This window comes from Eudoraea chungangensis (assembly GCF_029360665.1).
GTDB lineage: Bacteria > Bacteroidota > Bacteroidia > Flavobacteriales > Flavobacteriaceae > Eudoraea > Eudoraea chungangensis.
On sequence record NZ_JARDUB010000006.1, the window covers coordinates 75,010 to 98,296 of the forward strand.

At 35.8% G+C, this 23,287-nt stretch carries 20 protein-coding genes and 1 tRNA gene; 3 read left to right on the top strand and 18 right to left on the bottom strand.

The genetic code is table 11. From position 1 onward, the window contains the following. Positions 1-2: 2 nt before the first annotated feature. From PXG98_RS13180 to PXG98_RS13235, 12 genes are all read right to left on the bottom strand, one after another. Positions 3-482, bottom strand: coding sequence for a nuclear transport factor 2 family protein (locus tag PXG98_RS13180; RefSeq protein ID WP_276391799.1), 480 nt, complete (start codon positions 480-482; stop codon positions 3-5). Between the two features lie 118 nt (positions 483-600). Then, positions 601-1,506, bottom strand: a complete 906-nt coding sequence (locus tag PXG98_RS13185) for an alpha/beta hydrolase (protein ID WP_276391803.1) — start codon at positions 1,504-1,506, stop codon at positions 601-603. A gap of 207 nt (positions 1,507-1,713) precedes the next feature. Beyond that, complete coding sequence (locus tag PXG98_RS13190) at positions 1,714-2,754, bottom strand: alpha/beta hydrolase family protein (RefSeq protein WP_276391804.1); 1,041 nt, start codon at positions 2,752-2,754, stop codon at positions 1,714-1,716. Positions 2,755-2,895: 141 nt separating this feature from the next. Continuing rightward, positions 2,896-4,059, bottom strand: a complete 1,164-nt coding sequence (locus PXG98_RS13195; RefSeq protein WP_276391805.1) for a DUF3179 domain-containing (seleno)protein — start codon at positions 4,057-4,059, stop codon at positions 2,896-2,898. 229 nt (positions 4,060-4,288) lie between these two features. Continuing rightward, complete coding sequence (locus tag PXG98_RS13200; protein WP_276391806.1) at positions 4,289-5,662, bottom strand: S41 family peptidase; 1,374 nt, start codon at positions 5,660-5,662, stop codon at positions 4,289-4,291. A gap of 74 nt (positions 5,663-5,736) precedes the next feature. Beyond that, positions 5,737-6,753, bottom strand: coding sequence for a helix-turn-helix domain-containing protein (locus tag PXG98_RS13205; RefSeq protein WP_276391808.1), 1,017 nt, complete (start codon positions 6,751-6,753; stop codon positions 5,737-5,739). Positions 6,754-7,139: 386 nt separating this feature from the next. Then, positions 7,140-8,084, bottom strand: coding sequence for an MBL fold metallo-hydrolase (locus tag PXG98_RS13210; protein ID WP_276391810.1), 945 nt, complete (start codon positions 8,082-8,084; stop codon positions 7,140-7,142). A gap of 141 nt (positions 8,085-8,225) precedes the next feature. Beyond that, positions 8,226-8,633, bottom strand: coding sequence for a nuclear transport factor 2 family protein (locus PXG98_RS13215; RefSeq protein WP_276391811.1), 408 nt, complete (start codon positions 8,631-8,633; stop codon positions 8,226-8,228). Between the two features lie 239 nt (positions 8,634-8,872). Further along, a complete protein-coding gene (locus PXG98_RS13220; RefSeq protein WP_276391812.1) occupies positions 8,873-11,128 on the bottom strand; it encodes a S9 family peptidase in 2,256 nt (751 codons plus the stop codon). A 240-nt stretch (positions 11,129-11,368) separates the two neighbouring features. Beyond that, on the bottom strand, positions 11,369-11,971 hold the full coding sequence (locus PXG98_RS13225; RefSeq protein WP_276391813.1) for a short chain dehydrogenase: 603 nt from the start codon (positions 11,969-11,971) through the stop codon (positions 11,369-11,371). 104 nt (positions 11,972-12,075) lie between these two features. After that, on the bottom strand, positions 12,076-12,582 hold the full coding sequence (locus PXG98_RS13230; RefSeq protein ID WP_276391814.1) for a hypothetical protein: 507 nt from the start codon (positions 12,580-12,582) through the stop codon (positions 12,076-12,078). 162 nt (positions 12,583-12,744) lie between these two features. Continuing rightward, positions 12,745-13,338, bottom strand: a complete 594-nt coding sequence (locus PXG98_RS13235; RefSeq protein ID WP_276391815.1) for a TetR/AcrR family transcriptional regulator — start codon at positions 13,336-13,338, stop codon at positions 12,745-12,747. A 72-nt stretch (positions 13,339-13,410) separates the two neighbouring features. Here PXG98_RS13235 and PXG98_RS13240 point away from each other — a divergent pair, with 72 nt between their 5' ends. Next, the gene (locus tag PXG98_RS13240; protein ID WP_276391816.1) at positions 13,411-13,845 is read left to right on the top strand and encodes a cupin domain-containing protein; all 435 of its coding nucleotides are present in this window, start codon (positions 13,411-13,413) and stop codon (positions 13,843-13,845) included. Positions 13,846-13,925: 80 nt separating this feature from the next. Here the strand turns inward: PXG98_RS13240 and PXG98_RS13245 are convergent, their stop codons facing one another. From PXG98_RS13245 to PXG98_RS13265, 5 genes are all read right to left on the bottom strand, one after another. Beyond that, entirely contained in the window at positions 13,926-14,963 is a 1,038-nt protein-coding gene (locus tag PXG98_RS13245) for a serine hydrolase domain-containing protein (protein WP_276392754.1), read from the bottom strand. A 129-nt stretch (positions 14,964-15,092) separates the two neighbouring features. Then, positions 15,093-17,999: a M61 family metallopeptidase gene (locus PXG98_RS13250; RefSeq protein ID WP_276391817.1), complete on the bottom strand. Its 2,907-nt coding sequence runs from the start codon at positions 17,997-17,999 to the stop codon at positions 15,093-15,095. 237 nt (positions 18,000-18,236) lie between these two features. After that, a complete protein-coding gene (locus tag PXG98_RS13255) occupies positions 18,237-18,692 on the bottom strand; it encodes a YybH family protein (RefSeq protein ID WP_276391818.1) in 456 nt (151 codons plus the stop codon). Positions 18,693-18,712: 20 nt separating this feature from the next. Next, positions 18,713-20,806: a helix-turn-helix domain-containing protein gene (locus PXG98_RS13260; RefSeq protein WP_276391819.1), complete on the bottom strand. Its 2,094-nt coding sequence runs from the start codon at positions 20,804-20,806 to the stop codon at positions 18,713-18,715. 376 nt (positions 20,807-21,182) lie between these two features. Further along, positions 21,183-21,256 (bottom strand) — tRNA-Met (locus PXG98_RS13265). 137 nt (positions 21,257-21,393) lie between these two features. On the opposite strand from PXG98_RS13265, the gene PXG98_RS13270 reads away from it, so the two are divergent. After that, complete coding sequence (locus PXG98_RS13270) at positions 21,394-21,777, top strand: START-like domain-containing protein (protein ID WP_276391820.1); 384 nt, start codon at positions 21,394-21,396, stop codon at positions 21,775-21,777. Between the two features lie 56 nt (positions 21,778-21,833). Beyond that, positions 21,834-22,676, top strand: a complete 843-nt coding sequence (locus tag PXG98_RS13275) for an aminotransferase class IV (RefSeq protein WP_276391821.1) — start codon at positions 21,834-21,836, stop codon at positions 22,674-22,676. On the opposite strand, the gene PXG98_RS13280 is transcribed toward PXG98_RS13275, so the two are convergent. Beyond that, positions 22,669-23,229 carry a YqgE/AlgH family protein gene (locus PXG98_RS13280; RefSeq protein ID WP_276391822.1) on the bottom strand — a complete coding sequence of 187 codons (561 nt, stop codon included), beginning with the start codon at positions 23,227-23,229 and terminating at the stop codon, positions 22,669-22,671. The genes PXG98_RS13275 and PXG98_RS13280 overlap by 8 nt on opposite strands. Positions 23,230-23,287: the final 58 nt, after the last annotated feature.

Here is a 23,287-nt window from a genome sequence, read left to right on the forward strand (position 1 = left end):
GTTTAAGGTATTTCGATGGGAGAGCTATGCGTGGCTATGGCCTTTACTACCCCATTGTGTTTTTGATACACGTCTGTAAATCGAAGACTCAGTGTGGTTGTATCCTTAGCTGAATTGCCAACTATAATCATTGTTTCAGAGCCCCTTACCACCGCAACATCCCCATAAAGCTGAATGTCTAACTTCTCGTAAGAGATGTCATGAAATGTATAGTCGGCCGTGGAGAATTCTTCCAAAGTAGCCGTTTTACTAAACACTTCTCCATTTGGAGATCCTGAATAAACCCAAGATTCATCAAGCACACTATCTAAGGAAGTGGTGTCAGCAGAAAGATAAGCGTTGGTCCAAGTATGCAACAAATTTAGGGCTTCTTCTTCCGTTATCTTCTCTACAATTGGTTTCTGCTCTTCTTTTGGCCTTTCCCTGTTTTTACATGAAACGGTCCATATTACTAACAAGAGTACGAAAATCGTATTTTTCATAAGTGAGTTGTTTTATTTTTCTTATTTTATTATTCCATTTTAAACAATTCCCAGACCTGTATATCGATGGAATACACTGCAGAGACTCGCTTCTAAACCATTTGGATGATTCTTAATTTTAGCGGTCAATTTCAAAGAATTTCCAAATAGCTTTATAAATCATTTCCAATTCTGTTGTATTAAAATTGCCATGCTTTTTACCATCAATTTCAAGCAGCTTATTTTTAATTCCATGCTTCTGAAGTTCTCCGTGAAAAGAAATGGCCTGTTCTATCTGAACATTTATGTCCTCATTTCCATGTACGCTAAAAATTGAAGGCGTATTTTTTGTTGAAACATGACTAATAGGGGAGGTAAGCTCTAGGTATTGTTCTCTTTCTTCAGTACTCTTCTCTAAGATTAATTGTTCGTAGTCGGTATCGTTCCAAAATTCTATGGCACTTTCCATTTCCGTAATTCCATACCAATTAATAATTCCTCTTACTTCTCCCTCCCTTTTATGAATTTCGCCACTGCCTTCTGGTTCTTTAATCATCCCGGCCAATAATGCTAAATGACCTCCTGCAGATTCTCCAGAGAGGTATAGATTGTTGGTGTCAAATTTATAGTTAGAGGCGTTATCGGTAACCCAATTAATTGCATCAATACAATCGTTTAAACTCCCAATTAAATTAGTTTCTTGAAGTAATCTATAATCTACATTTACAACGCACCAGCCTTTTGCAAGATAGGGAAGCAACGCCAAAAATCTAGAAGTTCGATCTCCACTTACCCATCCACCTCCATGAAAATATACGAGTGTTGGTTTCTTTTGGTTAGATATTTCATCCCAGGGATCTTCTCCTAATTTTTTTGCCGGATAATAAACATCTAGTTGCAGCTCTAAAGTATCTACTGTTTTGTACGTTATGTTGGATGTAATAGAAATATCTTCAATAATTTTAAAGATGTGTTTCATATCGTCTTTTTCTCTACAGGCCGTAAATATTAGGGTTAGTAAAATTAGAAGAGAACCGAGCTTCATTTGCTTTTATCTATTTGGTAAGACTAAAAATAATTAATTTGAATATAATTTTTGGTCCTTTAATTAGTGAAATCCGGAATGTTCATAATTGTTTACAGAAAGTTTTAATAATTTGCTCTAACCGTTTCTCTTCTTTTTTTCTTCGCAAGTGTAATTGCTTTTTATATTTTGGTTCTGATTAAAGGTTTAGTCAAGCTTGGTTCGGCTTTAGTTCAGTTGATTTAACCAGTCCGTTAAAGAATTTAAAAAGCCATCACATCTAATATATTCCCAGTTGCTCGCTTCCGATTCGTAAATTCCACCGCTAATAGCCTGCCACATATTATGGTTACAGTTCGGGAATGTTTTTATAGTCAAATTTGTGTGCATTGCCATGGTATTTTCATAAAGCATCTTTGTTTTTTTCCAATTCACGGTCATATCCGTTTCACCAAATAAGGCGAGCACTGGAATATTGATTTTAGATAAAATTAGTTCAAAATTTTCTACATATAAAGGCAGTCTTGTTTCTTTATCCAAAGTAGTTTCTTGTAAGATTTTTTGGTAGTTGTAATAGCTTTCGGAACTCATTTCTCCGTTTGTAATTCTGTTCCAAAATTTATTCTTTTGAAGGCTCTGGCTTGCGTTTATGTAGTCTTCATAACTAGCCCCATTCCGGGATAGTAAAAGGCCTTCGTGCCATTCGTTTACCAGCAGGTCTATTTCCTCTGGATTATGCCCTTCAATTCGCAAGTTCTGTTCTAATAAATACTTAAAGGTTTCATCATCGTCGACACCACTTACGGAGATCCAAAAATCAATTTTCTTGTATTGGTCAATGACGATTGGATTAATCCAACCAGCCCTGCTAATTCCCCATAAGCCAATTTTCTTGAAACCCTTTACCTTCCTTTCTTTCAAATTTTCAATTGCTGCTATAACTTCTTTGGCTTCGTTATTAACTAGTCTTCCATTTTTGTAACCGCCACCACTATTACCACATCCCATTTTGTCCCACATGTAGGTGGCATAACCGGCTTTTAGGATAGCTTTTCGTACATCTGAATACCATTTGCCAGCTATGGCATTGGTCTTTCCATCTCCATGTATAATTAAAACAATTCCTTTCGCATCATTTACATTTGGCAGGTTCAAAACACCGGCAAGTTTAACACCATTAAAATCGAAATCTAGAAGTTCTTCTTTGCCTTGACTAAAAGTATTAACTCCCCATAGAATTAATACTGTTATGTATATCAATTTGTTCATTTATTCGACAGAAGTTTTATAGTGAATCATTCTAGGAGAAACATCTTTGTGAATGCTGAAAGTTGGAGCTTTTCCTTGGTTTATACTATTCCTTTATCACGTATAATGTTATAGTTTTGTAACCGAATTCATTATATACTTTTACAAACTTATCAATTTAGAATTTTTATGGAATTTTTTCCAAGAAAACCAGTATTCATCTGAGATGGCAATAGGATCTAAATCTACGTTTAAGCTTCCCTTTAAATATTTCCCTCTAATGTTCCATTGTGTTCCGGTTATTCTATCGATAATTTCGTCATTTTCTATACCCACTTCCAGGCTTGTATTATTTACAACCGTCTTAAATCCATTTACCGTATTACCTACTCCAAGGAGGAAAAAACTATCATTCTCGTTAAGGATTAATCGATTTGCTATGACATCTTTTTTAAGATAAACAAGGCTTTCTTTAATAGAGGTATCCAATATGCCAATGACCGGCGTTCGAGAAGGAAAACTATGGTCTCTGTTTTTTGCGGATAAGCCAGGTGTTTTTTCTGTAACTACTATCCTTTTCCAAATACCGGGGATAGGGAGCTGAAATTCTCGAAAGTCCTTTGCTACTACTTTAACAACTAGGGGTTTGGAGATCACTTTTTTAACTTCCGTCCAGTTTAAAATCTGAAAGGGAATCATTTTAAGTTCATAGGGATGTAATTTGCCAATAATAGACTTAAACGTAGCTTGCTGAAAAAAGGTTTTCGTTTTTCTATCTGCCACTATCATATTGGCACCCTTAAAGGATCCAACAAACAGAGGTCCTATCTCGGTTACGTCGAAGGGAATAATACTTCTGCACATGGCACAATAGGTTAGGGCTACAATTCTTGAACCGAATTTATCATTGATTATATGGTGATGTATTACGTAATCTAGAGGATAACATTTAGTAATTCCGTGATATTCAATTATTGCTAATTCCATTTCGTCTTTAAGGGGCAGGTCTGAAACATCCCTCGCAAATTCTGGAAAGTCCACGGCTTTAAAAGCATTTTCCTGATGCATTTTATAGCTTAGTATAAGGGCTAAAAGAGAAATTATTACAGGCACTAATGCCCAATATGGGAATTGATTTACCTGTATAAATATTACGAATGTCCAGATTAGTAGAACGCTAAAGATTGTCCAATTAATCGGTTTACGAATAAAATAGTGGTAGTAGAGCCATTTTACCGGAAACACCTCTATTAAAGCCATATAAATAGCTGCGGTTCCAATCAGAAGGGCAGTAATTGCCAATAAATAGAAAAGTAATAAGACCATCTTATGTATTGGTTTTTAGGATCTTAATGATTGCCATTGCCAAAGGTTCTAGCTGGTGAAAATCGTTTATCACTGAGGGTGTTTATCCTAAAGATAAAACAATAAATGAATTTGATATACCACTAAGAAAGTATAGGGGGTAAATTATATCCGTATGGCATGCTAGTTTAGGTTTTTACCAATGATGGTAAACCTAGAAGAATTAAATAATTTAATTAGGTGCAGATATTTAATTTAATTTCTCTAGCAAGCCATCCAAAACTTCATCCTTTTCGTCTAAAAGCTGGTCTTTTATTATGATATCCGGTATTACTCCACGATTATTTTTAGCCCCACTTACACGAAAAATTCTTCCTTTGGAGGTATCTACACCGATTCCTGTTTTTGGAAGTTTATAACTAAAAATTGAGGCATAAAGATTGGGGTATTCACCTGTTTCTTCTCCAACGATAATGCCAAAGCCATGGTCCTGTATTTGAGCAGCGGTTACAGTAGATTGCGAATAGGATTGGCGATTTACCAAAACATAGACCTGCCCGTCATACCGTTTAGATCTGCGTTGTGGTTGATAAGGCTTGAATTCATAGTCGTATATTTCACCGTCCTTATGCATTAAAATAGACTTCCAATAGCGCTCCGTAGAATCTCTATTTTTCCGTACATCTTCTTTTAGTAATTTACTGGACTTTAATTGAAATTTAGAGTTCCAATTAAAGGGTTTGTTGGCTATATACGATACCAAATAATCGCCAAAGGCATCATCTCCACCGGAGTGATTCCTTAAATCAATAATTAGGTTTTCAATAAATTTCCCCCGTATTTCCATGAATGCAGAATCTATAAACTGTTGATACTTTACTAAATCACCCCCAAAATCCCCCGGTTGTAAATAAGCCGTGGAACTGGGCAAAAAGCTAAGCTTCATATCCCGTTTAAGGATGTCGTTTCGCTTCATTTCATAATCCTCTATCGCTCTTATGGCTTTGAGCTTGTATGTTGAAAGAACTCCATTTTCTTTAAATACCACCTCAAATTCATCATACTCACCAAATACACGCCAGAAATACCGGGGAAATGAAAGCATCTCTAACTGTGCGTTTTTAAAATAAAGCCGCTCTGCTGAAATTTGTGGGTAGATTTCTTGTAAGATATCTTCAATATCTTTCCCATTAATAGTTTTTAAAACTGCGCCTAATTTAAGTTCTTTATTAGACCAGTTTTTTCGCAGCAAAGCCTTTCCATTTTCGAATGCCAATTCTAAAGGAAAAATTGTTCCTCCGGCTTGTGCAAAGGCAATATAGGTTTCCACAGGAAAGGGAATTCTGGTATGGGCATTATTTGCCTTGGCAGCCACTTTTTGAAATTGATTAATTGTTTCTAGAAGGGATAGACTATCCTTCTTCTCAACATCCTTTTTAACCTCATAATAATTCTGTGCAAATTCCTCTTTGGAGGTATAGGCGTATAGGTTAATATGGGTTTTCTCTAGAGAAGTTTTTAAAAATACCAAATCGGACAGTACGTCGTATTTTGAAAATTGATTCTGTGCCAGAACAAGACAAGAATTTGTAATAAGAAGGAAGAATAAAAAATTTAGCTTCATCAAAGTAAATTTATTAAGGAACAGTTTTTTATGCAAAAATAGTCCCTCATAAGTCTGTAGTCGTCCTAATGCTTCTATTCGGACTTATTTTTAAGTACTTTAAAGTACTCACTGGGAGTTACTTGCATTTTTTTCTTAAAAATATGGTTGAAAGTAGACTTGGAATTAAAACCACATTCAAAGGCAATAGCCAATAAGGACAGTTTATGGCTCTCTGGATCTTTTAGACGCTGCTTAAACTCTGTTATGCGATAGTCGTTAATTAGATCGTAAAAATTTTGTGAACAATTCTGATTAATTTTTAGAGAGACTTGCTTGGGTTTCATATTAAGTAAATCGGACAGTTTTGCTAAGTTTATTTCAGGATTTAGATAGGGTTTTTTATCCTGCATCAGCTGCTGTAATTTATCAATAAAGTGCTGGTCTTTTTCCAAGAAAACATTGGATGTTACATTTGATTTTTTAGGAATATCCGAGGGGGTAGAGTAGTTATTTTTTCTAAGATAACCCTGAAAACTAATCCATGTAGTGAGTATGGAAAGGCCGATAAAGGTTGGAAGGAAGTAGTACTCTCTTAGGCTTCTGTCAAAAAAGAACCGATCAATTTCAGTAAGCACACTCCATAAAATAAAAAAAGACCCATAAATGAGAATAGGAAGTTTTAACCAGTTATTGGATCTTTTATCTAAGCTTGCGTAGTATTGTTTTAGTAAAGACTGGTGCTTGTAGAGCAAGCTTAAGGAAATAATACTATATGTAATGATAGACAGGATGCCTATCCATTGCTGCACCAAATATACATAGCTTAAAGAGGGCAGGGGATTAACGTATAAGCCATCCGCCCCAATTCTGTAAATTGAGGTTCTATAGAAGATAAATTCTAAGACCAAGGGTAGAAAGTGAAGCAGATGTTTCTTCGAAAAAGTAAAGTTTGGATTGGTAACACTTCTAGTATAAAAATACAATGCGGGCCCGATGCCATAAAGCATTTCTAGTTGGACATACCTAAAAATATCAAGCATATCGTAGTCTTTTAAGACATTAACCAGTACGATGTTAATAGCCATTATCGCATAAAAAAAAGTCAGCATGGCCAAAAATTTCTGAGATAATGATCTAGGGTTTTTAAAAAACAGCATGAAGCTTAATACGATAGCCTGGAGAGCAAATACACAGATTATAGTAAACAAAATAGTGTTAGAGGTAATCATTGCTCGTGATTAATTTCTATTTCCATATGATTAAAAACTAGAATCTAAAAACTACCAAATTAGGTCTATGCTCAGGTTACTAGTAATATTTGCTAAAATAGCTGTCTTTAGAATTGAATTAATTGGTGCTAAAATAATACTACTTCTTCAAATCAGCTTGTCTTATTTTATTAAGAACTCTTGCATCTAACCAGTAAACATTGGATGAGCCCTGCATTTTAAATGACACGAAAAGAATTAGTTGGTAAAGGCCAAGAACGCCGATACTATCTAGCTATTATTCCGGCCTTTATTCCGTTTTCTAAATCAAAATGGTCGCCAACGGAGCCAACCACGGCATTGAATCGGTCTAATCCCAGTAGCTCACGAAGTATATACAGGGAGTTAATACCAGTACAATGTGCTCCATTAATCTGTATTAATCCGAATTCCTTTAATTTTTCTGCTGTCCATGCCAAATGTTCATTCGGAGCTGAAAGTAGATGAAAACCTCCGATCGCCATAAAAATCTTATCCTCGGAAATCTCCGATCTAATTTGTTCCATAGTATTAATAATGCCCGCATGCCCGCAGCCCGAGAGCAATACAAATCCTTTCGACGTACTAATAGCTATGGATTGATCTTCGGGAATGTTATCCTCAATAATTCCATTTTTAGTTTTTATTCTTCCTTTTCCCGACCAGTTTCTTTCGTCGTGTATTCGAGCTACCGGGCCTGTAGTCCATACCCCCGGAAACAATTCCATGTGGGTGTCATATATTATAAAGGTAACACCATCTCGTTCCAGTTCTTCTTTAATTGCGAGGATTTTATTGTCCGAATCTACTCTTTCCAAAAAAATACCTTTTCCCACATGAATAGTTTTAAAGGCATCTGGGTTTTTCTTTTTTAATTCTTTCCTTAAGCTTAATAATCCACCTACATGATCCCAGTGATTGTGACTAAGAAAAACATCTTCTACATCCGACAATTCTATCCCTAGTTTTTCGGCGTTTTCTAGGACTGTATTTGGTCTCCCACCTGTATCGAATAATATTTTTTTCCCATCTACCTCCACCAGGGCTGCATATCCCCATTCCCCAATACCGGAATTAGTAACCATAGTAGAGAGAGTAGTAATTTCTAAGGAAGCTACTGATGCGTTTAAACGCTCTTGAGCAATTGCGCTATTACAAATAAATAGCAGGAAAATTATGGTAATTCTCTTCATATTAGATGAAGTATAATACTTTTAGTAGTAGGAAATCGTATCTAAGGCATAAAGTATAGGTGTCTTTACTATTACTATGGACATCAATACACTTTAAGTCTACGAGCTTTAAGCCTTAAAAAGTTATGTATTATATTATTATTACTGCTCGGCATCCGCCAACTTCTTCGTATCCACATATTGTTGAAAAGCAGTGATTTTTCCTTCTTTATTAAGGGTCCATAAATGTGCTGCCTGGGCATTATAGGTTTTGCCGGTTGCCTTTACTTTAGCATCATATCGCAAAGTAGCCAAGACCATATTGTTGTCCATGCCGAGGATTTTAATGTCCTGTAACCCAAAGCTATCGTGGTTTGCGCCAAGACGGGCAAATACCCCTTCTAAAACAGCATCGGGGCCAATATAAGGATTCCCGTCTGCAAGTGAATTACTTTCGGCCTCCTTCCATATAATTTGAGGATGCATGGATGCCAAAACCACAGGGATTTCTCCATTGGCAAAAGCCCGGTACAAAGAATCAATTAGTTGTATGTTTTCTTGTGTTGTCATAAGGTAGTTTTTATTGGTTAGTCTTATTTAACTTATATATTTATAAATGTTCTCTATATAAAGTTAATCCATTTTTATTTAGATTCCTGTAGAGGATTACTTATTCATTCCTAACCAACAGTTCCTATATCTTTCTTATAGGTTCAAAAACCGACTAATTAACGACCAAAAGGGGTTATGGTTCTTAATAATCTTTTTGTGTAAGGTCGTTTATTCTCCCTTGCTAAATAGTTTAGGGATCAATCTGGTGGAGTATTTTCCATAATATAGTTGGTTAATAAAGTATATAAATGTCTGGAAGTATTTTCTCCTTCACGTATGCCGTGAGAGCGATTGGGATACGCCATAAATTGAAACTGTTTATTTTGTTTTATTAGTTCGTTGATCAGCAACTCGGCACTCTGATAATGTACATTATCATCAGCCGTTCCGTGTATTATCAGTAGATTACCTTCTAAATTTTTGGCATAGGTAACTGGCGAACCCTTTATAAAGTCTTCTTTGTTTTCCTGCGGAAGTCCCATATAACGTTCCTGGTAAATATTATCATAAATTAATTGATTAGAAACAGCGGCCATAGCTACCCCGGTTTTGTAAGTTTCTGGATATTGAAATAGTAGGTTTAATGTCATTGAACCACCTCCACTATGTCCCCATACGGCCGTACGGTTCTCATCGAGGTAATCTAGCTTGAGCAGTTCTTTAGCAGCCAGGGCCTGGTCTCTAGTATTTATAATTCCAATTTTCCTATAGATACTTTTTCGCCAAGCGCTGCCTTTTAAACAAGGTGTCCCGCGGTTGTCCATGTCTATAATTACATAACCTTTCTGGGCCATCATTATATTCCAATGGCCTATTTGACTGTCTATAGCTTCTTGTCCCCAAGGTTCTCCATATACATGAAAGATTACTGGATATTTTTTGGAGGGGTCAAAGTTGGTTGGTAATACCGAACGAACATCCATTTCAATCCCTTCTTCCGTTTTTACTTTGGAAAACTTAACCTCGGGTAATTCCAAAGAATATAGCTTTTGCTTATACGCCTGATTATCTACTAATACCTTTATTGTTTTATGGTTTGGTAAACTAATAAACCGAACTGTTCGGACTTCAGTTGTACTTTGGTGGGCATGAATAGCGTACTTCCCGTTTGGTGAAATATCATAATTATTAATGCCTTTAAAGGAATCAGGGGTTAATCGTTTTGCTTTTCCGTTTCCCTTAAGATCAGTAAGGAATAAATAACGCTGGGTACTATTGTTTGGGGAAGCAATAAAATAAACATCTTTTTCCGTAGTATTGCGCATAGCTGCTACATCGTAGTTAAAAGGGGTAACCAATTTTTTGGTCCCCGATGAGACAGACACACTGTAAATATGCCGCCATTCATCATTTTCTGTCATTCTTAAAAACTTCGTGTTCTTATCAATTAATGGCAAATCATTATTTTCCCAATTTCCGGCAGATATGTCTGGATACAATAAATCTACCCAAGTATCTTCTTTCTCCTCATATACCTTGGAAAGTAGGTCTTTCGATGGTGCATAAGACCAAACAATTAGTTTATTCTGATGTCGATTCATTTGCTGTATCAACAATAAGTCGTCCGTTACCCACTGAATCCCGGGAATATAATTTTCTTTCTCTCCTCCTGGAAGAGGAATCCAGGAGATCTTTTTATCGACCAGATTTATCAATCCAATTTTAGCAGCAGATGGATCTTGTCCAACTTTAGGGTACTGCAAAGGGAGGGGTTTTGAATAAATCGAATCAGTGTTGTTAATCATATAGAAGGTGCCTATGTCTGTAGCGTCTATTTGCCAAAAAGCAAGATGATGGTCTTTAGGGCTTATGGTAAAACCATCTCTTTTTCCAAATTCTTCTTCATACGCCCAATCAAATGTACCATTGATAATATCACCAGTTCCATCAAAAGTCAATTGGGTTGTTTCTCCTGTCTGGTAATCCTCTTTGTAAATATTGAAGTTATATACATAGTAAACGAAGCGGTTGTTAAAGGAAAATTTGGCAAACATCAAGGAGGAAGTCTTCAGGGCAGCGCCTAATTGTTTTAATGTTTTTGTAGATAAATCATATACCCAATAATCTCCTTTGGTATTTAAACGCCAAACCCTACTAGTATTAGTAAAAATTAAAACTTTTGACTCATCAGGTGAAAGGGAGAAACTCTCTACTGATAACGATTTACCTTCAGTAATTAATGCATCGGCAGGAACAAGGTATGATTTCTTTTGCGTGGCACTATTGTATTTCACTAATTCATCTGCATTAGGGCGAGCAGACGATTTTTCAATAGTCACATAGGCTTCTCCATTTTTTATCCATTGAATTTTCCTTTCCCGTTCTTGTTTAAACTCATCGGAAAACAGTTGATCTACAGTCAGCAATTCGGGGTTTGTACTCACTTGGGCATTTAGAGTTCTAAATCCTATTAGTAATACGGCAATTATCAGGTGTTTAGTTCTGTAGTTCATATAGGCGTTTTTGATGTTTAAATGTGAAATTCAATGGGTATTATGGAGTCTATTTTCTGATGTTTCAATTTATTTGGGGTACTAATTATAACAAAACGGCATGCTAAGTACTTATCTTTTTTGGTTTGTACTCTGGTATTTATAGAGGCGTATGCCATACATTTCCCAATTGGCGCAATAATATTTGTCTTTTGACTCATTTAGGGATTTAATCAGGACTGTCCTAAAATAAATTACTTCCTATTCATATATTCTGATAATCTTGCCATTATCTTTTCCTTTCACACTTCTTATATAGGCGTTAACCGCTTTAGACATAGGAACAGGATTGTGTCCTGGGAAATAGTCTTTATACTTTTCATAAGCATCCTCGACCATTCCTAGTGATACAACATTTACTCTAATAGCATTTTCGGTTTCCAACCCTACGGCTTTTACAAAACTATGAAGTCCGCCATTAACCATTGCTGCACTTGCTGTTTGCACTACAGGGTCGTCTGCCAAAATTCCAGTTGAAAGGGTTATAGAGCCTCCTTTATTCAGGAAGTTCTGCCCAACCCTAACCAAATTAACCTGTCCCATTAGTTTACTTTTAATACCAATGTAATAATCTTTCTCTTTAAGATCCTTAAAACTTCCCCATTTTGCTTCGCCAGCAATACAAAGTATAGCGTCTAAAGATCCTGTTTTTTTAAACATACTTTTAATGGAGTTTAGATTTGAAATATCTACTTTGACATCTCCACTGCTGCGCCCTGCAATAACTACTTCATTTTCTAGTGAAAAGTAAGAGGCAACCTTCTTGCCGATGGTTCCATTACCACCAATAATTAGTAACTTCATTTTTTATGTTTTTACAGTCTCCAATACTATATTATTTAAAACCCCGGGTATTATCTAGAAAGAGGTTTTGCATAGAACGAGTTTTTATATGTCATTTGAGTTGGCTATTTCAAAGAAAAACTCTTTTCTGACAATCCTTTTTCAATTAAATACCCCTTTAATTCATCTGCTTCTTTTCCTCCAACTTCCGCGTGGTGAAGCAGGCTTAATCCATGTGGACCTTTGGAATGTATTAGGTTGGGATATGCTTCTAGGGAAGGTTTAACCAACTCTGTTTTTCCTAACATGGTTAGTACAAAAAGATTTACTCTGGCACCCTTTTCTATAAGATAGTTAGCCAATTCTTTGTTTCCTTTATGACCTGCACCCTCAATTGCCTCTTCAAAATCTCCATTTCCCCAATCGTATCGGCTATAGATTAGATTGGGATAGTCAAGCAACATATTTTTTACCTTGTCTAGATTAAAATGCCCAGCAAGAACAAATTCTTTAACTAAGGCAACCTTATATGGCTCTGGGTCAGTTTGCTTAGTTCCATAAGTAATTGTAGGAATAAGGCTTATTCCTACACTACTCATAATTCCTTTTTCAATAAATCTTTTTCGGTTCATAGTAAGGCAAGTGGTATTTATTGATACTATTTTCTCCAAAGCTTGTTAATTAAAATCTCGGAGATTTTAAGTTGATGGCTTTAGTTTAATATGGAAATTCTAATCATTTTTTTGTTTGATTAAGATAGCTACTCTTTTTTATATCGCTCGTATTCAAAGGTTTTATTTTTTGGATAGCCTCAACCCTTTGAGCAATAATTTCATACCCCATTTCATTAATTCCATAGATTCTTTATTGTTTAAACCGCAAACATCCTTGGTAATAATTAATGGTTCCATTCCCATGTAAATGCTTAATAGGTTTGAAAGATCCTCCTTTTCCCTGTTCGTAAGGTCTGTATCCTCTAGTACTAATTTTAGTGTTTTTTTTCGTCTTGCTCCTCTTTTTGGAGAAGAACTACTTGAGTCTAAAATGGCACTTAGATATTTTCGAAATAAATTTTCATGATTTATGGTGAGTGTGTTGTAGTAGTCTTGAATTTCAAGTATCTGGTCTTCGATACCTTTCCCCTTCGAGTTGTCATAAAGTGTTTCGGGACTTTGGGTACTCACATCTAGGGCTGCTTCTGCGGCCAATATGTCTATATTGGAAAAGTACCTATAGATAGTTGCTCGCGATATCCCTGTTTTATTGGCAATGTCTTCTAAGTTAAATACTAATCCCTTATTCAGGAAGTATTGCGCACTTGCCAGTATTTTATTCCTTGTTTCTAGTTTTTGATTGGTTCTACCAGTATTGACATATTCTTTGTTCATGAGACAAATATCTCGTAAAATTTGGATTAAAAAAAATTATCCCCTAAGTTTGTGAGATAAAAATCTCATAAGATGAATTTAAACAATACTAAATGGGTTCTTGGACATAAGGTAACAACACACGAAACAACAGGTGACTATGACCTGATGGTAGCCGAAACCCCGCCACATGTGCAAGGTCCACCGCCACATATGCACAATTCTTTTAAAGAATCTTTCCTAATAATGGAAGGCGAAATGGAGTTTTTTATTAATGGCACTCACAAACTAGTAAAGGCTGGAGAATCTGTGGATATTCCACCGAAGACCTTACATACCTTCACTAACAAAAGTGATGCACCGTGCAAATGGGTAAATATCCATAGCCCAAAAGGTTTTAGAACCTTTTTTGAACAAATTGGTATTCCAGAAAATGAAGAGAACGCCATAGAAAAATCAGTAGCTCCTGAAATTATTAATAGAGTTATCGAATCGGCGCCCCAATTTGATATGATTATTAAAATGTAGTATTGGCCGAAAGCCAATGTTCAAGGAGTAATTATACTCTTTATGTTGTTATAAAGAATGTTTTAGTGGTTCAGATCAACCTATAAACCATTTTTCTTTTTTAGAATTTTCACGATTCTATTATTTATGATTTCTGACAGGTTCCAATTGTACAATTTAGGATCTGTTGTGTTGTAAAATTCAACAACTACGGCATCAATTTCTTTATGATATTTTGCGAAACTTTGGTATCCCGGGACCCAACCTGAATGCTCATACTCATAAACAGACGTATATAGTTCCTTTTCTCCGGGTGCAAAAACAGACCCATCGTTTAAAGCTCTTAGGAAGGTGCCCACATCTTCTGCACTGGCTTGCATGCCATAATCGTTAGTCTTTAAATCATGGGGATATCCTACGTGATACCCACTCATCAAATCATCTAGGTTCACTTCATCGACCGATCCGAAGGTATGGTTAAGATTCAGAGGGATTAATATTTCTTCCTTAATAAATTGAAAGTGTCCATAACCCAGCGTATCATCCACAATCTTATTAAGTAACAGGTAGTTTGTATTGCAATATTCATAGTCATCACCGGGTTCAAAATTGGCAGGTTTGTCTAGAATTAATGCAAGACTTTCTTCATAGGTTCCCGTTGGAGCAGCCCAAAAGTTTGGAGCATCTGTAAAATTGGGAATACCGCTTCTATGTTGTATCAACAGCCTTAAAGTAATTTTGTCTGCATTTTCAATTCTTCCTACCAGCTCTGGTAAGTAATCAGCGATTGTTTTATCAAGAGAGAGTCGTCCATTTTTTACCAACTTAATAACGGCAACAGCATCGTAAAGTTTGCCAATACTGGCAATTTTAAACAGAGCATCTGGTCTGGCTGGTATTTTAGATTCTCGATTATGCCATCCTGAAGCAAAATACTGTGATGGTTGATCCGCCTGATCTACAAAAACAATTATTCCGTCGAAACCATGACTAATGGCTTCATCCGCTTGTTCCTGAATACTATCTGGAAGTGGAAGTATCCATGCCTTAACCAAAAGCCATGGTACAAAGTAAAGAGAAGATATACTTGCAGCGATAAATATAATTTGAAGAACCTTTTTAGTTGTTGGTTTCACAATCGTTTATTAATTGGTGTTTACTAATGATTTAAGACGTAGAAGTCAGAGTATTGTTACACTTTAATGGAATGTTCATAGGCTATTCCTGTTAACTGTACAAATATCTAATATAACCCTACTCCTAGGAACTTATCTTTTTATGGCATTATAATTGGCTACTTCTTTTAGAAATTTATCTAATTGTGTCCTGTTAAGCCACTCTCCCTTTACCACAACCCCATCAATATCTTTAGTATTTTTTATATCCTCGAGGGGGTTTTTATTTAGCAATACCAGATTGGCATTCTTACCTTCCGTTATGGTGCCTTCCATGGAAATGATATTTAAGTATCTGGAGGCATTAACAGTACTGGCTTTTAAAATTTCATAAGGTGTTAGGCCACACTCTTTTAAAAATTCAAATTCTTTATGAATGGAGAATCCTGGAACGACCATGCCAAAGGTGTCACTTCCGGTAAGAAGAGGAACTTGGTGCTCGTTTAATATTTTAGTAAACTTTTTCATCCAAATAAAGAAGTTCTTAAAGAAGATGTCAGAATCTATTCCCACTAATTTCTTACCCATCAACTCAGCCCGATAATGGTTTTTTTCCGTCAGATATTTTTGGTACTCCCCGCGGGTTAAATATTTCGATTCAGGATGATTTTGAAGTTTGCTGAACTTCTCCTCATCAAAGTATTGTAGAATCATTTCAAAAATAACCAGTGTTGGTGCCACATATAAACCACTATCTTTTATTTGTTCGGCTGCCTGGTTTAGATAGGCCATGTCGTGGATTAATATTTTTGAGTCTTCAAAATTATCTGCATTTTCATAGACGTTGCCTTCTTGAAAGATATATATAAACTCTTCCAAATGCTCAATCGATTTCATTCTCAGCGAATATTCTAGCGGTAAGTTATGTTGCCCATGACCAATTACAACCACCTCCTGTTTATATGCTTCCTCAAGCAGCTTTAGGTAGTTTTCTTTTGGAATATCAACCCCATCCCCAATTTTTAAAAAGTCATATTTTTTAGCCTTATGCATTTTAACCATTCGTTCTATATCTTCAAACGTTTTTAGTTGGTCATAACTTAAATAAGGACCAGTAGTAAAATAGTTAGGTCCTAAAATTTCTTTTTTATTGGTTTTTTCTCTTATGGCTACTTGGTCCTGGCCTTCGTATTCCGCCATATTTCTGGCCGTGGTAATTCCATTAGCAAGGAGTAATTTAAATTCGTTTTCTATCGGACTTTTGGTATCTCGCCAATGATAGTGCATTTCGGATAGGCCTGGAATTAAATATTTGCCGCTTGCATCAATTACCTTTTCTGCCTGGTATTTGGGCGCAGAATTCGTTGAAGTTATGCTGGTTATTTTACCATCTTCAATAATTACACTTTGATCTTTTAGGACGGTGTTTTTAGTCATCGGGATAACATTCACATGTTCAAATACTAGCGTATTAATGTTCTTGTTTAACCAGTATTTTCTGGTTCTTATTTGGCTGTCGTTACTTTTCATATTAACGAAAAGTTTTCCGTCAATTAAGTTAAGTCCTACCATATTAAAATAGGTTTGATAGGGTATTGGTTCGCTTCCTTCCACATGGGATATTAAAAATTCACCAATTGAAGGATAGGTGAGATTTGTGATTTCATCAAGCAAAAGATCGTCCTTAAACGGATTGTTTTGTCCATAGGACTCAGAAAGCGTTTTCATTAAAGTCAACAAGCTTTTTTCACCATTGCTTTCTTTTCTAATTAATATATCTAAACACATGCCGATTAATGCCCCTTTTTGGTATACATTAGGGTAATTACTGCTATAAGGTTCTTGAAGTATATTTTCACTCATGGCGGTAAGACTCATGGCGTCATCGTACCGTTGAGAGCGTTTTATTTTATTGGAAAGGATCGTATAAAACTGTTGATCGGAAATTAGTTTTTGATCTACCTGAAACAGTTTAGAAAAGTATTCTGTAACTCCTTCGTATAACCACAAATGTTTTGAAAAACTGGGATTATGGTAGTTAAAATCATGAATATCTTCTGAATGAATACTCAAAGGGGTAATGGTATGAAAGAATTCATGAGAGATAAAATATTTTAAATCTTCATATAAGTTTTCTTTAGCAGTATTTTCTGGCATTACCATTAGGGTGGAAGTATGATGCTCTAATGCCCCATAGTCTTTTGGATTGATTTCTTTACCATCAAAAAAGTAAATTTGAATATCGTACCTCGATGTTGTAGGACCATAATTCTTTAAATAATTTACTTGGGATTGCATGGTGCTCTCTATTACGTCCTTTATTTCTTTGGCAGTATAAATATTGTTAGGGGAGAAGGTACTGATTACAATATCTATTTCCTCAATCTTAAACTTTTCAATATCAATAAGACCACATAAGATAGGATTGTCTATTACATCGAAATACCGTTCGGCAAAGAATTTGGTGACTACAATTTCTTTGTCTGAGTGCTTTGAATGGGATTCTAAGGGCAGTGCTGTAGCATAGGTATAACTTTTAGGAGCAATAACTTGGATATTGTAGTTACTATTTTCCAATCCGTCAAAATAGCCAATGAAGCCATGAAGATTTAATACATAGTTATCTGGGTCGATATTGGTGCCTGCAGGAAACTGTGGAATATTATTGAATTCTCCTTCTTTGAGATCGTAGGTGTCCTGGATTAAATAGGTTATTCTATCTAGGGTTTTCGCATTATCTATTTCCCATGAATTAACGTCGATGGAATAGATCTTAAGTTCTCTTCCTTCCTTGTCGAATGCTTTAATGTCATGAACGAATCTTCCAAAATCACTTATTGCATAGGTCCCCTGAACTACTTTCGGCAATCTGTAAACTATAGATTTACTTTCTATTCCAGTAGGGCTGATGGTTACGGGCACCATATCGTCTGTCACCTGGGTTAAATCAATATTGCCGAATATGATTTGGTCTTTATCCAGCGGGTTATTTTTGGCTTCAATAGCAGGCAGGACTATTAGATAAGCCAAGACTAGAAGAGTTTGTAGTAAAATTTTCATTTGGTTGAAATTGTCCTTGATTAGTTATTGAAGTAAATTCCTATATAGCTCTTAATTCTTTTTAAGACCATTTGGCTTATTCTACTGAAGTTCAACAGTCTTTGTTTTCTAGGTTGTGAAAAATGGGTCTTGATATTGCACCTATTCAAAAGATAAGAAATAACAATGAATGCAGATTGAGAATTTAATTGTAGGGAAGAGTATGCAATTTGCATTGGGTGTGCAGAATTAGTTAGACTATTTTTTCTTGTCCGGAAACCAGGTGTCTCTCAAAATTTTCCACTTCCCATCGTCCTTTTTCCAAACCAATAAGTATCGACCGCTGGCAGCTACTATGCTGTCTTTATAATACCAAGTTCCAGTCCCATCTTCAACGAGCAGTTCTTCATTGCCCCATAGATGCGTAGTTGTAAAGGTGGAACCTTTTATTCCATGTCGTATGGAACTTCCAAAGACTTTAATTATCTCTTTTCTTCCTTTATTAGAGGGTATTATTTCTGCATTTTCCATATACATATCTCCCAACGCTATGGAATCTCCGTTTTGAAGATGCGTTTCATATTCCCGCAGACGAGACTTAATTTCTTTTGCAAGAATTGACATATCAACTTTAGAACTGAAATTCTCTTCCTTTGATTTTACTTCGCAGTTAATAAAGAAAATCGATAATATTATTAGCGGTAGAATGCGCATTAGATTTAAATTTAGAATTATTATTCCAATAAATTGGTGGGAAAATAAGGTCTTATTTTATTTTGAATGATTTTGAGTCTTTTTTCACCGTGCTGCAGCGAGGCTAAAAAAACAGAATCCTTTTGTAAAATATCAAATTGGGCATCGTGTTTAGCGAAACTGACAAAATCTCCGGAATATAGCCAACCTGGCTCAGATTCTTCAAATATCTTTAAATTCTCATAACACTTCTCATAGTTGCCGAGGGTGGCGTAAAGACTTGCCTTATAATAGGGTATCAAGGGATTTACCCACCGGACTGGCTGTTTATTGAGATAGTCTTCCATAATGCTAAGCTGTTCTTTCAATAAAGCTCTTCCTTTTTCAATCTGTCCTTCCTTTATTAAAAGTGTTCCATAATGGATAGGGGCAAAAACAGAATAAAAACTCGTAATTCCTTCCTCTTTAATCTGATCATATAATTTCTCATAGTATACTTGTGCGTTTTTGTTATCACGCATTTGTATATACAAATAGGCAAGTAAACCATTTTTTAACTGATTGTCTTCAGGGCACTTGGTTAAGACGTAGGAGAGGGCGCGTTCTACCTGGCCCAGTTTTAAAAAATTGAATATCCTTGGACCAAAAAAGGTGGTGTCTAGCGTTGCAATCTTATTGTAATAATATTCTTCCTCTTCATCCATTCTTAAAATGGCGGTATACAAGGTCATCCGGTTATAAGAATTTATCAAAGACTCCTTGTCTTGTGTTACTTTTTCTACTTTAAGGGTTTCAGCGATTGCCTTTTCAAAATCTTTGTTTTCATAGTGGACATTAGACATAAATATGAGAACATCCGGATGATTTGGGGCCAGACCATAGGCCTTTTCAAAATCTATTTTGGCCTCATCATCACGATTATTTCTCTCGTATAATGTTCCTCTGAAAATATAGGCATTGGCATAATTATGGTCCAAAATAATCGCTTTGTTTACCAAACCCAGGATATGTTCTAAAGTACCATCGTCTGGTCGATAGGGGTACATTCTATAGTAAATAGACTTTGCCAGTCCCAAATAGGCCATGGCAAATAAGGTATCTGTTTCAATGGCCAATTCATAGGAGAGTTTAGACTTATTCAGATTAACCAACCATTCTTGGTGTCTTTGAAGTTGCCGATTTGCCTTAAATCGATATTCTTCCCCTTTGAGGTAATGATCATAGGCGATTTGATTTTTAGTTGGTATATGTTCTAGTCTGTTTTCAATTTCAGGAGATAATATGGTTTTTAGTGTTTTAGAGATAGATTCAATGACGTCTGTTTGTACATTGAATATTTCGGATATGTTTTTATCATATCTATCAGACCACAGTATTTGGTTGTCTTTTGCATAAATTAATTCTGCCGAAATGATAGTTCTATTCTCGAGACGCTGTACCCTCCCTTCTACTAAAAAGTTAACCCCAAGAGCTTCCGCAATTTGTTTTGGCGAAATGGCGCTGTCCTTATATTTTTCTACCATTCCTCGGGGTAAAACAATAAATTCCGGCACTTTTGATAATTGCTCTCTGATTCCCGAATTTATTCCGTTACAGAAATAAAGGTTTGTTTTATCGGGGCTGTCATTAACAAAAGGCAAGACTGCGATAGATTTTTCGATATCCGTCAAGTCGATCGTAGCATTTTTGTTACTCCAGAAATAGAAACTCGATACAATTACCAGAAGCATGGGAAACACCCAAATAATGTTATTCACCTGCCTTTTTTCTGGTATTTTAGACGGGTAAGGCGCTAGTTTTCGAAAGCGAACTTCGCCGGGGGGGTAACCATAAAAATCATGAAAACATTTAATAAAATAAGAAGTACTGGAAAAACCAACAGAATAACCAATTTCGGAAACAGTGCCCAGATTTTCTCGTAGCATTTCCATGGCTTTTTGCAGTCTATATTCATTAATAAACCGGCTAGATGATTTATCATTAATAGATTTTAGCCTTCGATGCAATTGCGATCTGCTTAATCCAACTTCCTTTGCTAATTCGGAAACGCCAAAATTTTCCTTATTCAAGTTTCGATCAATGATTTTCTTAAGTCTTTGAAGAAAGGCTTTATCCATTGAAATTTTTTCTGACATATTTAGATTATTCTTCCTTAAATATAGGTAAAACGAAGGTAAAGTTTGGATTAGGATTAGAAAGAGTGGGAGTCATTTAACAGCAATCCTTAGAAGCAGTGTTCCATATGGCCAATTCGAATCGCATCCAAACCTAAAATAAGATTGTATGGTTACAAAGTAAATTATTTATAAACTACTAATAATTAATAGCTTATAAGTAAAAACTATGCATTAATTGTAGATATTTCCTCGATTTATTAGAATAAGTTATTTGTTCGACAGTAAATCTTAAAAATTACAACTGACTCTTTTTACAAATACATACCTCTCCTTGCTCAGGAAGAAAGTAAACAAACTCAAAATAAAAACCCCTCCAAAGAAATGGAAGGGTTTGTAGCGAGAGGGGGACTTGAACCCCCGACCTCAGGGTTATGAATCCTGCGCTCTAACCGCCTGAGCTACCTCGCCATATCGGTTAAAAACGGCTGCAAATATACACGTTAATTTTCTGTTCATCAAAATTCATTGCTCAAAAAATAATCTGACGTATTTATTTTTTTATCATTTATAAATATATATATTGCCCATAGTAAATATGTTGTTACATGAGTGAGAAGTCGAAGTTTCAGATAGAGTTTGTTATACAATCCTCGCCACAGTTGTTATACCAGTACTTGTCTACCCCGTCAGGGTTATCGGAGTGGTTTGCAGATAACGTAAATTCTCGCGGAGAAATCTTTAGTTTTATTTGGGATGGTTCCGAAGAAGAAGCCAAACTTTTAAAGAAGAAGACGGATGAATTCGTGAAATTTGAATGGTCTGAAAATGAAGACGATAGCTTTTTTGAAATGCGAATTATTGTAGATGAAATTACCAAAGATGTTTCTCTTTTTATCACAGATTTTGCTGAGGAAGATGAAATCGACGAGGCCAAGATGTTGTGGACCAATCAGGTTTCCGATTTAAAACAGGTGTTGGGATCAAAATAGTACCTTAAATACCTACCTTATACTTATATTTGGCCTTGTTATTCAAGGCTTTTTTTATGGTTAATCTTAACGGAAAATTATCGCAGGATAAGGAGTTTTTACTAGGTACTAACAACAGAGGGTTTCTATATGGCGATGCCCTTTTTGAAACCGTTAGGGTCCTCAACGGGAGGCCTGTATTCTGGGAAGACCACTACCTGCGTCTCATGTCTTCTATGCGAATTTTACGAATGGAAATTCCTATGTCTTTTAGCTTGGAATTTTTGCAAGACGAGATAACTAGAACCTCCGATGAACTGGCTATTTCCCACGGGGCAAGAGTTCGTATCACTATCTTTAGAAACCCCGGTGGATTATACAGCCCGAGGACCAATGAGATTTCATACTGTATAGAGGCAAGTCCTCTAGAAAAACCTTTTTATACTCTTACAGAAAAAGCCTGTGAAATAGAGTTATACAAAGACTTTACCCTGTCTAGGGGGCTTTTGTCTAACTTAAAAACAACCAATCGACTTATCAATGTATTAGGAAGTGTTTATGCTCAAGAAAATGGCCTCGATAATTGTATTCTACTCAACGATAAAAAAATGGTTACCGAAGTTTTAAATGGGAATATTTTTATGGTTAAGGGAACTAAAATTCTTACACCGCCACTGGCAGACGGCTGTATAAAAGGAGTGGTTCGTAAAAAATTACTTGAGATAATACCAAAAACGGAGGGTCTTACGGCAGAAGAAAAAACTATATCGCCTTTTGAACTGCAACAGGCAGATGAATTGTTCTTTACTAATAGTATTCAGGGTATAGTTTCTATTACAAAGTATCGCAAGAAAAATTTTGCTGACGCGAGGGCGCGCAGTCTGGTAGGAAAATTAAACGCTGCCGCCAGGTTTAGTTAAGACTAGGGTTTTCAGGAGCATTAGACCACAAGAGGTAGTCTCCACCTAATTCCATCATTTTTTCTTTCCAAAAAGCAAGGGTAGATTTCTGAATAATATTGCTTTGGTATTTATTGCGTACCACTATCCAGGATTTTGAATCTAATTCTTCATCTAATTGTAAGGAAGCCCAGCCAGAATATCCTAAAAAGAAGCGAATGTCATTTTTGGTGATAACCCCTTGGTTTATTAGTGCAATGGTTTTATCAAAATCTCCGCCCCAGTAAATACCATCTGATATTTCTATGCTATTATCTATTAGGTGCGGTACTTTATGTATAAAATAAAGGTTATCTTGTTCTACAGGCCCACCATTGAAGACCTGAAAAGGAACTTCAATATCTTCAATTAGATCGCTGATATCATATTCTAAAGGCTTATTTAAAATAAAACCCACCGAACCTTCGTCGTTGTGTTCGGCCAATAACACCACCGACCGATTAAAAGAAACGTCTCCTGTAAGGGTTGGTTCCGCAATTAACAATTTTCCTTTTTGTGGTCTTAGCGTGGTCATAGCATGATAATGTTAAATTAAAAATAAGACAATTAAATGAATTGGCAAAAGGCCTATA

What these genes read in the sequence shown, in the direction of transcription:
- PXG98_RS13255 (WP_276391818.1), bottom strand. Translation starts at nt 18,692, where the DNA reads ATGCGCATTCTACCGCTAATAATATTATCGATTTTCTTTATTAACTGC.
- PXG98_RS13200 (WP_276391806.1), bottom strand. Translation starts at nt 5,662, where the DNA reads ATGAAGCTAAATTTTTTATTCTTCCTTCTTATTACAAATTCTTGTCTT.
- PXG98_RS13270 (WP_276391820.1), top strand. Translation starts at nt 21,394, where the DNA reads ATGAGTGAGAAGTCGAAGTTTCAGATAGAGTTTGTTATACAATCCTCG.
- PXG98_RS13205 (WP_276391808.1), bottom strand. Translation starts at nt 6,753, where the DNA reads ATGCTGACTTTTTTTTATGCGATAATGGCTATTAACATCGTACTGGTT.
- PXG98_RS13240 (WP_276391816.1), top strand. Translation starts at nt 13,411, where the DNA reads ATGAATTTAAACAATACTAAATGGGTTCTTGGACATAAGGTAACAACA.
- PXG98_RS13225 (WP_276391813.1), bottom strand. Translation starts at nt 11,971, where the DNA reads ATGAAGTTACTAATTATTGGTGGTAATGGAACCATCGGCAAGAAGGTT.
- PXG98_RS13275 (WP_276391821.1), top strand. Translation starts at nt 21,834, where the DNA reads ATGGTTAATCTTAACGGAAAATTATCGCAGGATAAGGAGTTTTTACTA.
- PXG98_RS13250 (WP_276391817.1), bottom strand. Translation starts at nt 17,999, where the DNA reads ATGAAAATTTTACTACAAACTCTTCTAGTCTTGGCTTATCTAATAGTC.
- PXG98_RS13230 (WP_276391814.1), bottom strand. Translation starts at nt 12,582, where the DNA reads ATGAACCGAAAAAGATTTATTGAAAAAGGAATTATGAGTAGTGTAGGA.
- PXG98_RS13210 (WP_276391810.1), bottom strand. Translation starts at nt 8,084, where the DNA reads ATGAAGAGAATTACCATAATTTTCCTGCTATTTATTTGTAATAGCGCA.
- PXG98_RS13215 (WP_276391811.1), bottom strand. Translation starts at nt 8,633, where the DNA reads ATGACAACACAAGAAAACATACAACTAATTGATTCTTTGTACCGGGCT.
- PXG98_RS13260 (WP_276391819.1), bottom strand. Translation starts at nt 20,806, where the DNA reads ATGTCAGAAAAAATTTCAATGGATAAAGCCTTTCTTCAAAGACTTAAG.
- PXG98_RS13190 (WP_276391804.1), bottom strand. Translation starts at nt 2,754, where the DNA reads ATGAACAAATTGATATACATAACAGTATTAATTCTATGGGGAGTTAAT.
- PXG98_RS13235 (WP_276391815.1), bottom strand. Translation starts at nt 13,338, where the DNA reads ATGAACAAAGAATATGTCAATACTGGTAGAACCAATCAAAAACTAGAA.
- PXG98_RS13180 (WP_276391799.1), bottom strand. Translation starts at nt 482, where the DNA reads ATGAAAAATACGATTTTCGTACTCTTGTTAGTAATATGGACCGTTTCA.
- PXG98_RS13195 (WP_276391805.1), bottom strand. Translation starts at nt 4,059, where the DNA reads ATGGTCTTATTACTTTTCTATTTATTGGCAATTACTGCCCTTCTGATT.
- PXG98_RS13185 (WP_276391803.1), bottom strand. Translation starts at nt 1,506, where the DNA reads ATGAAGCTCGGTTCTCTTCTAATTTTACTAACCCTAATATTTACGGCC.
- PXG98_RS13220 (WP_276391812.1), bottom strand. Translation starts at nt 11,128, where the DNA reads ATGAACTACAGAACTAAACACCTGATAATTGCCGTATTACTAATAGGA.
- PXG98_RS13280 (WP_276391822.1), bottom strand. Translation starts at nt 23,229, where the DNA reads ATGACCACGCTAAGACCACAAAAAGGAAAATTGTTAATTGCGGAACCA.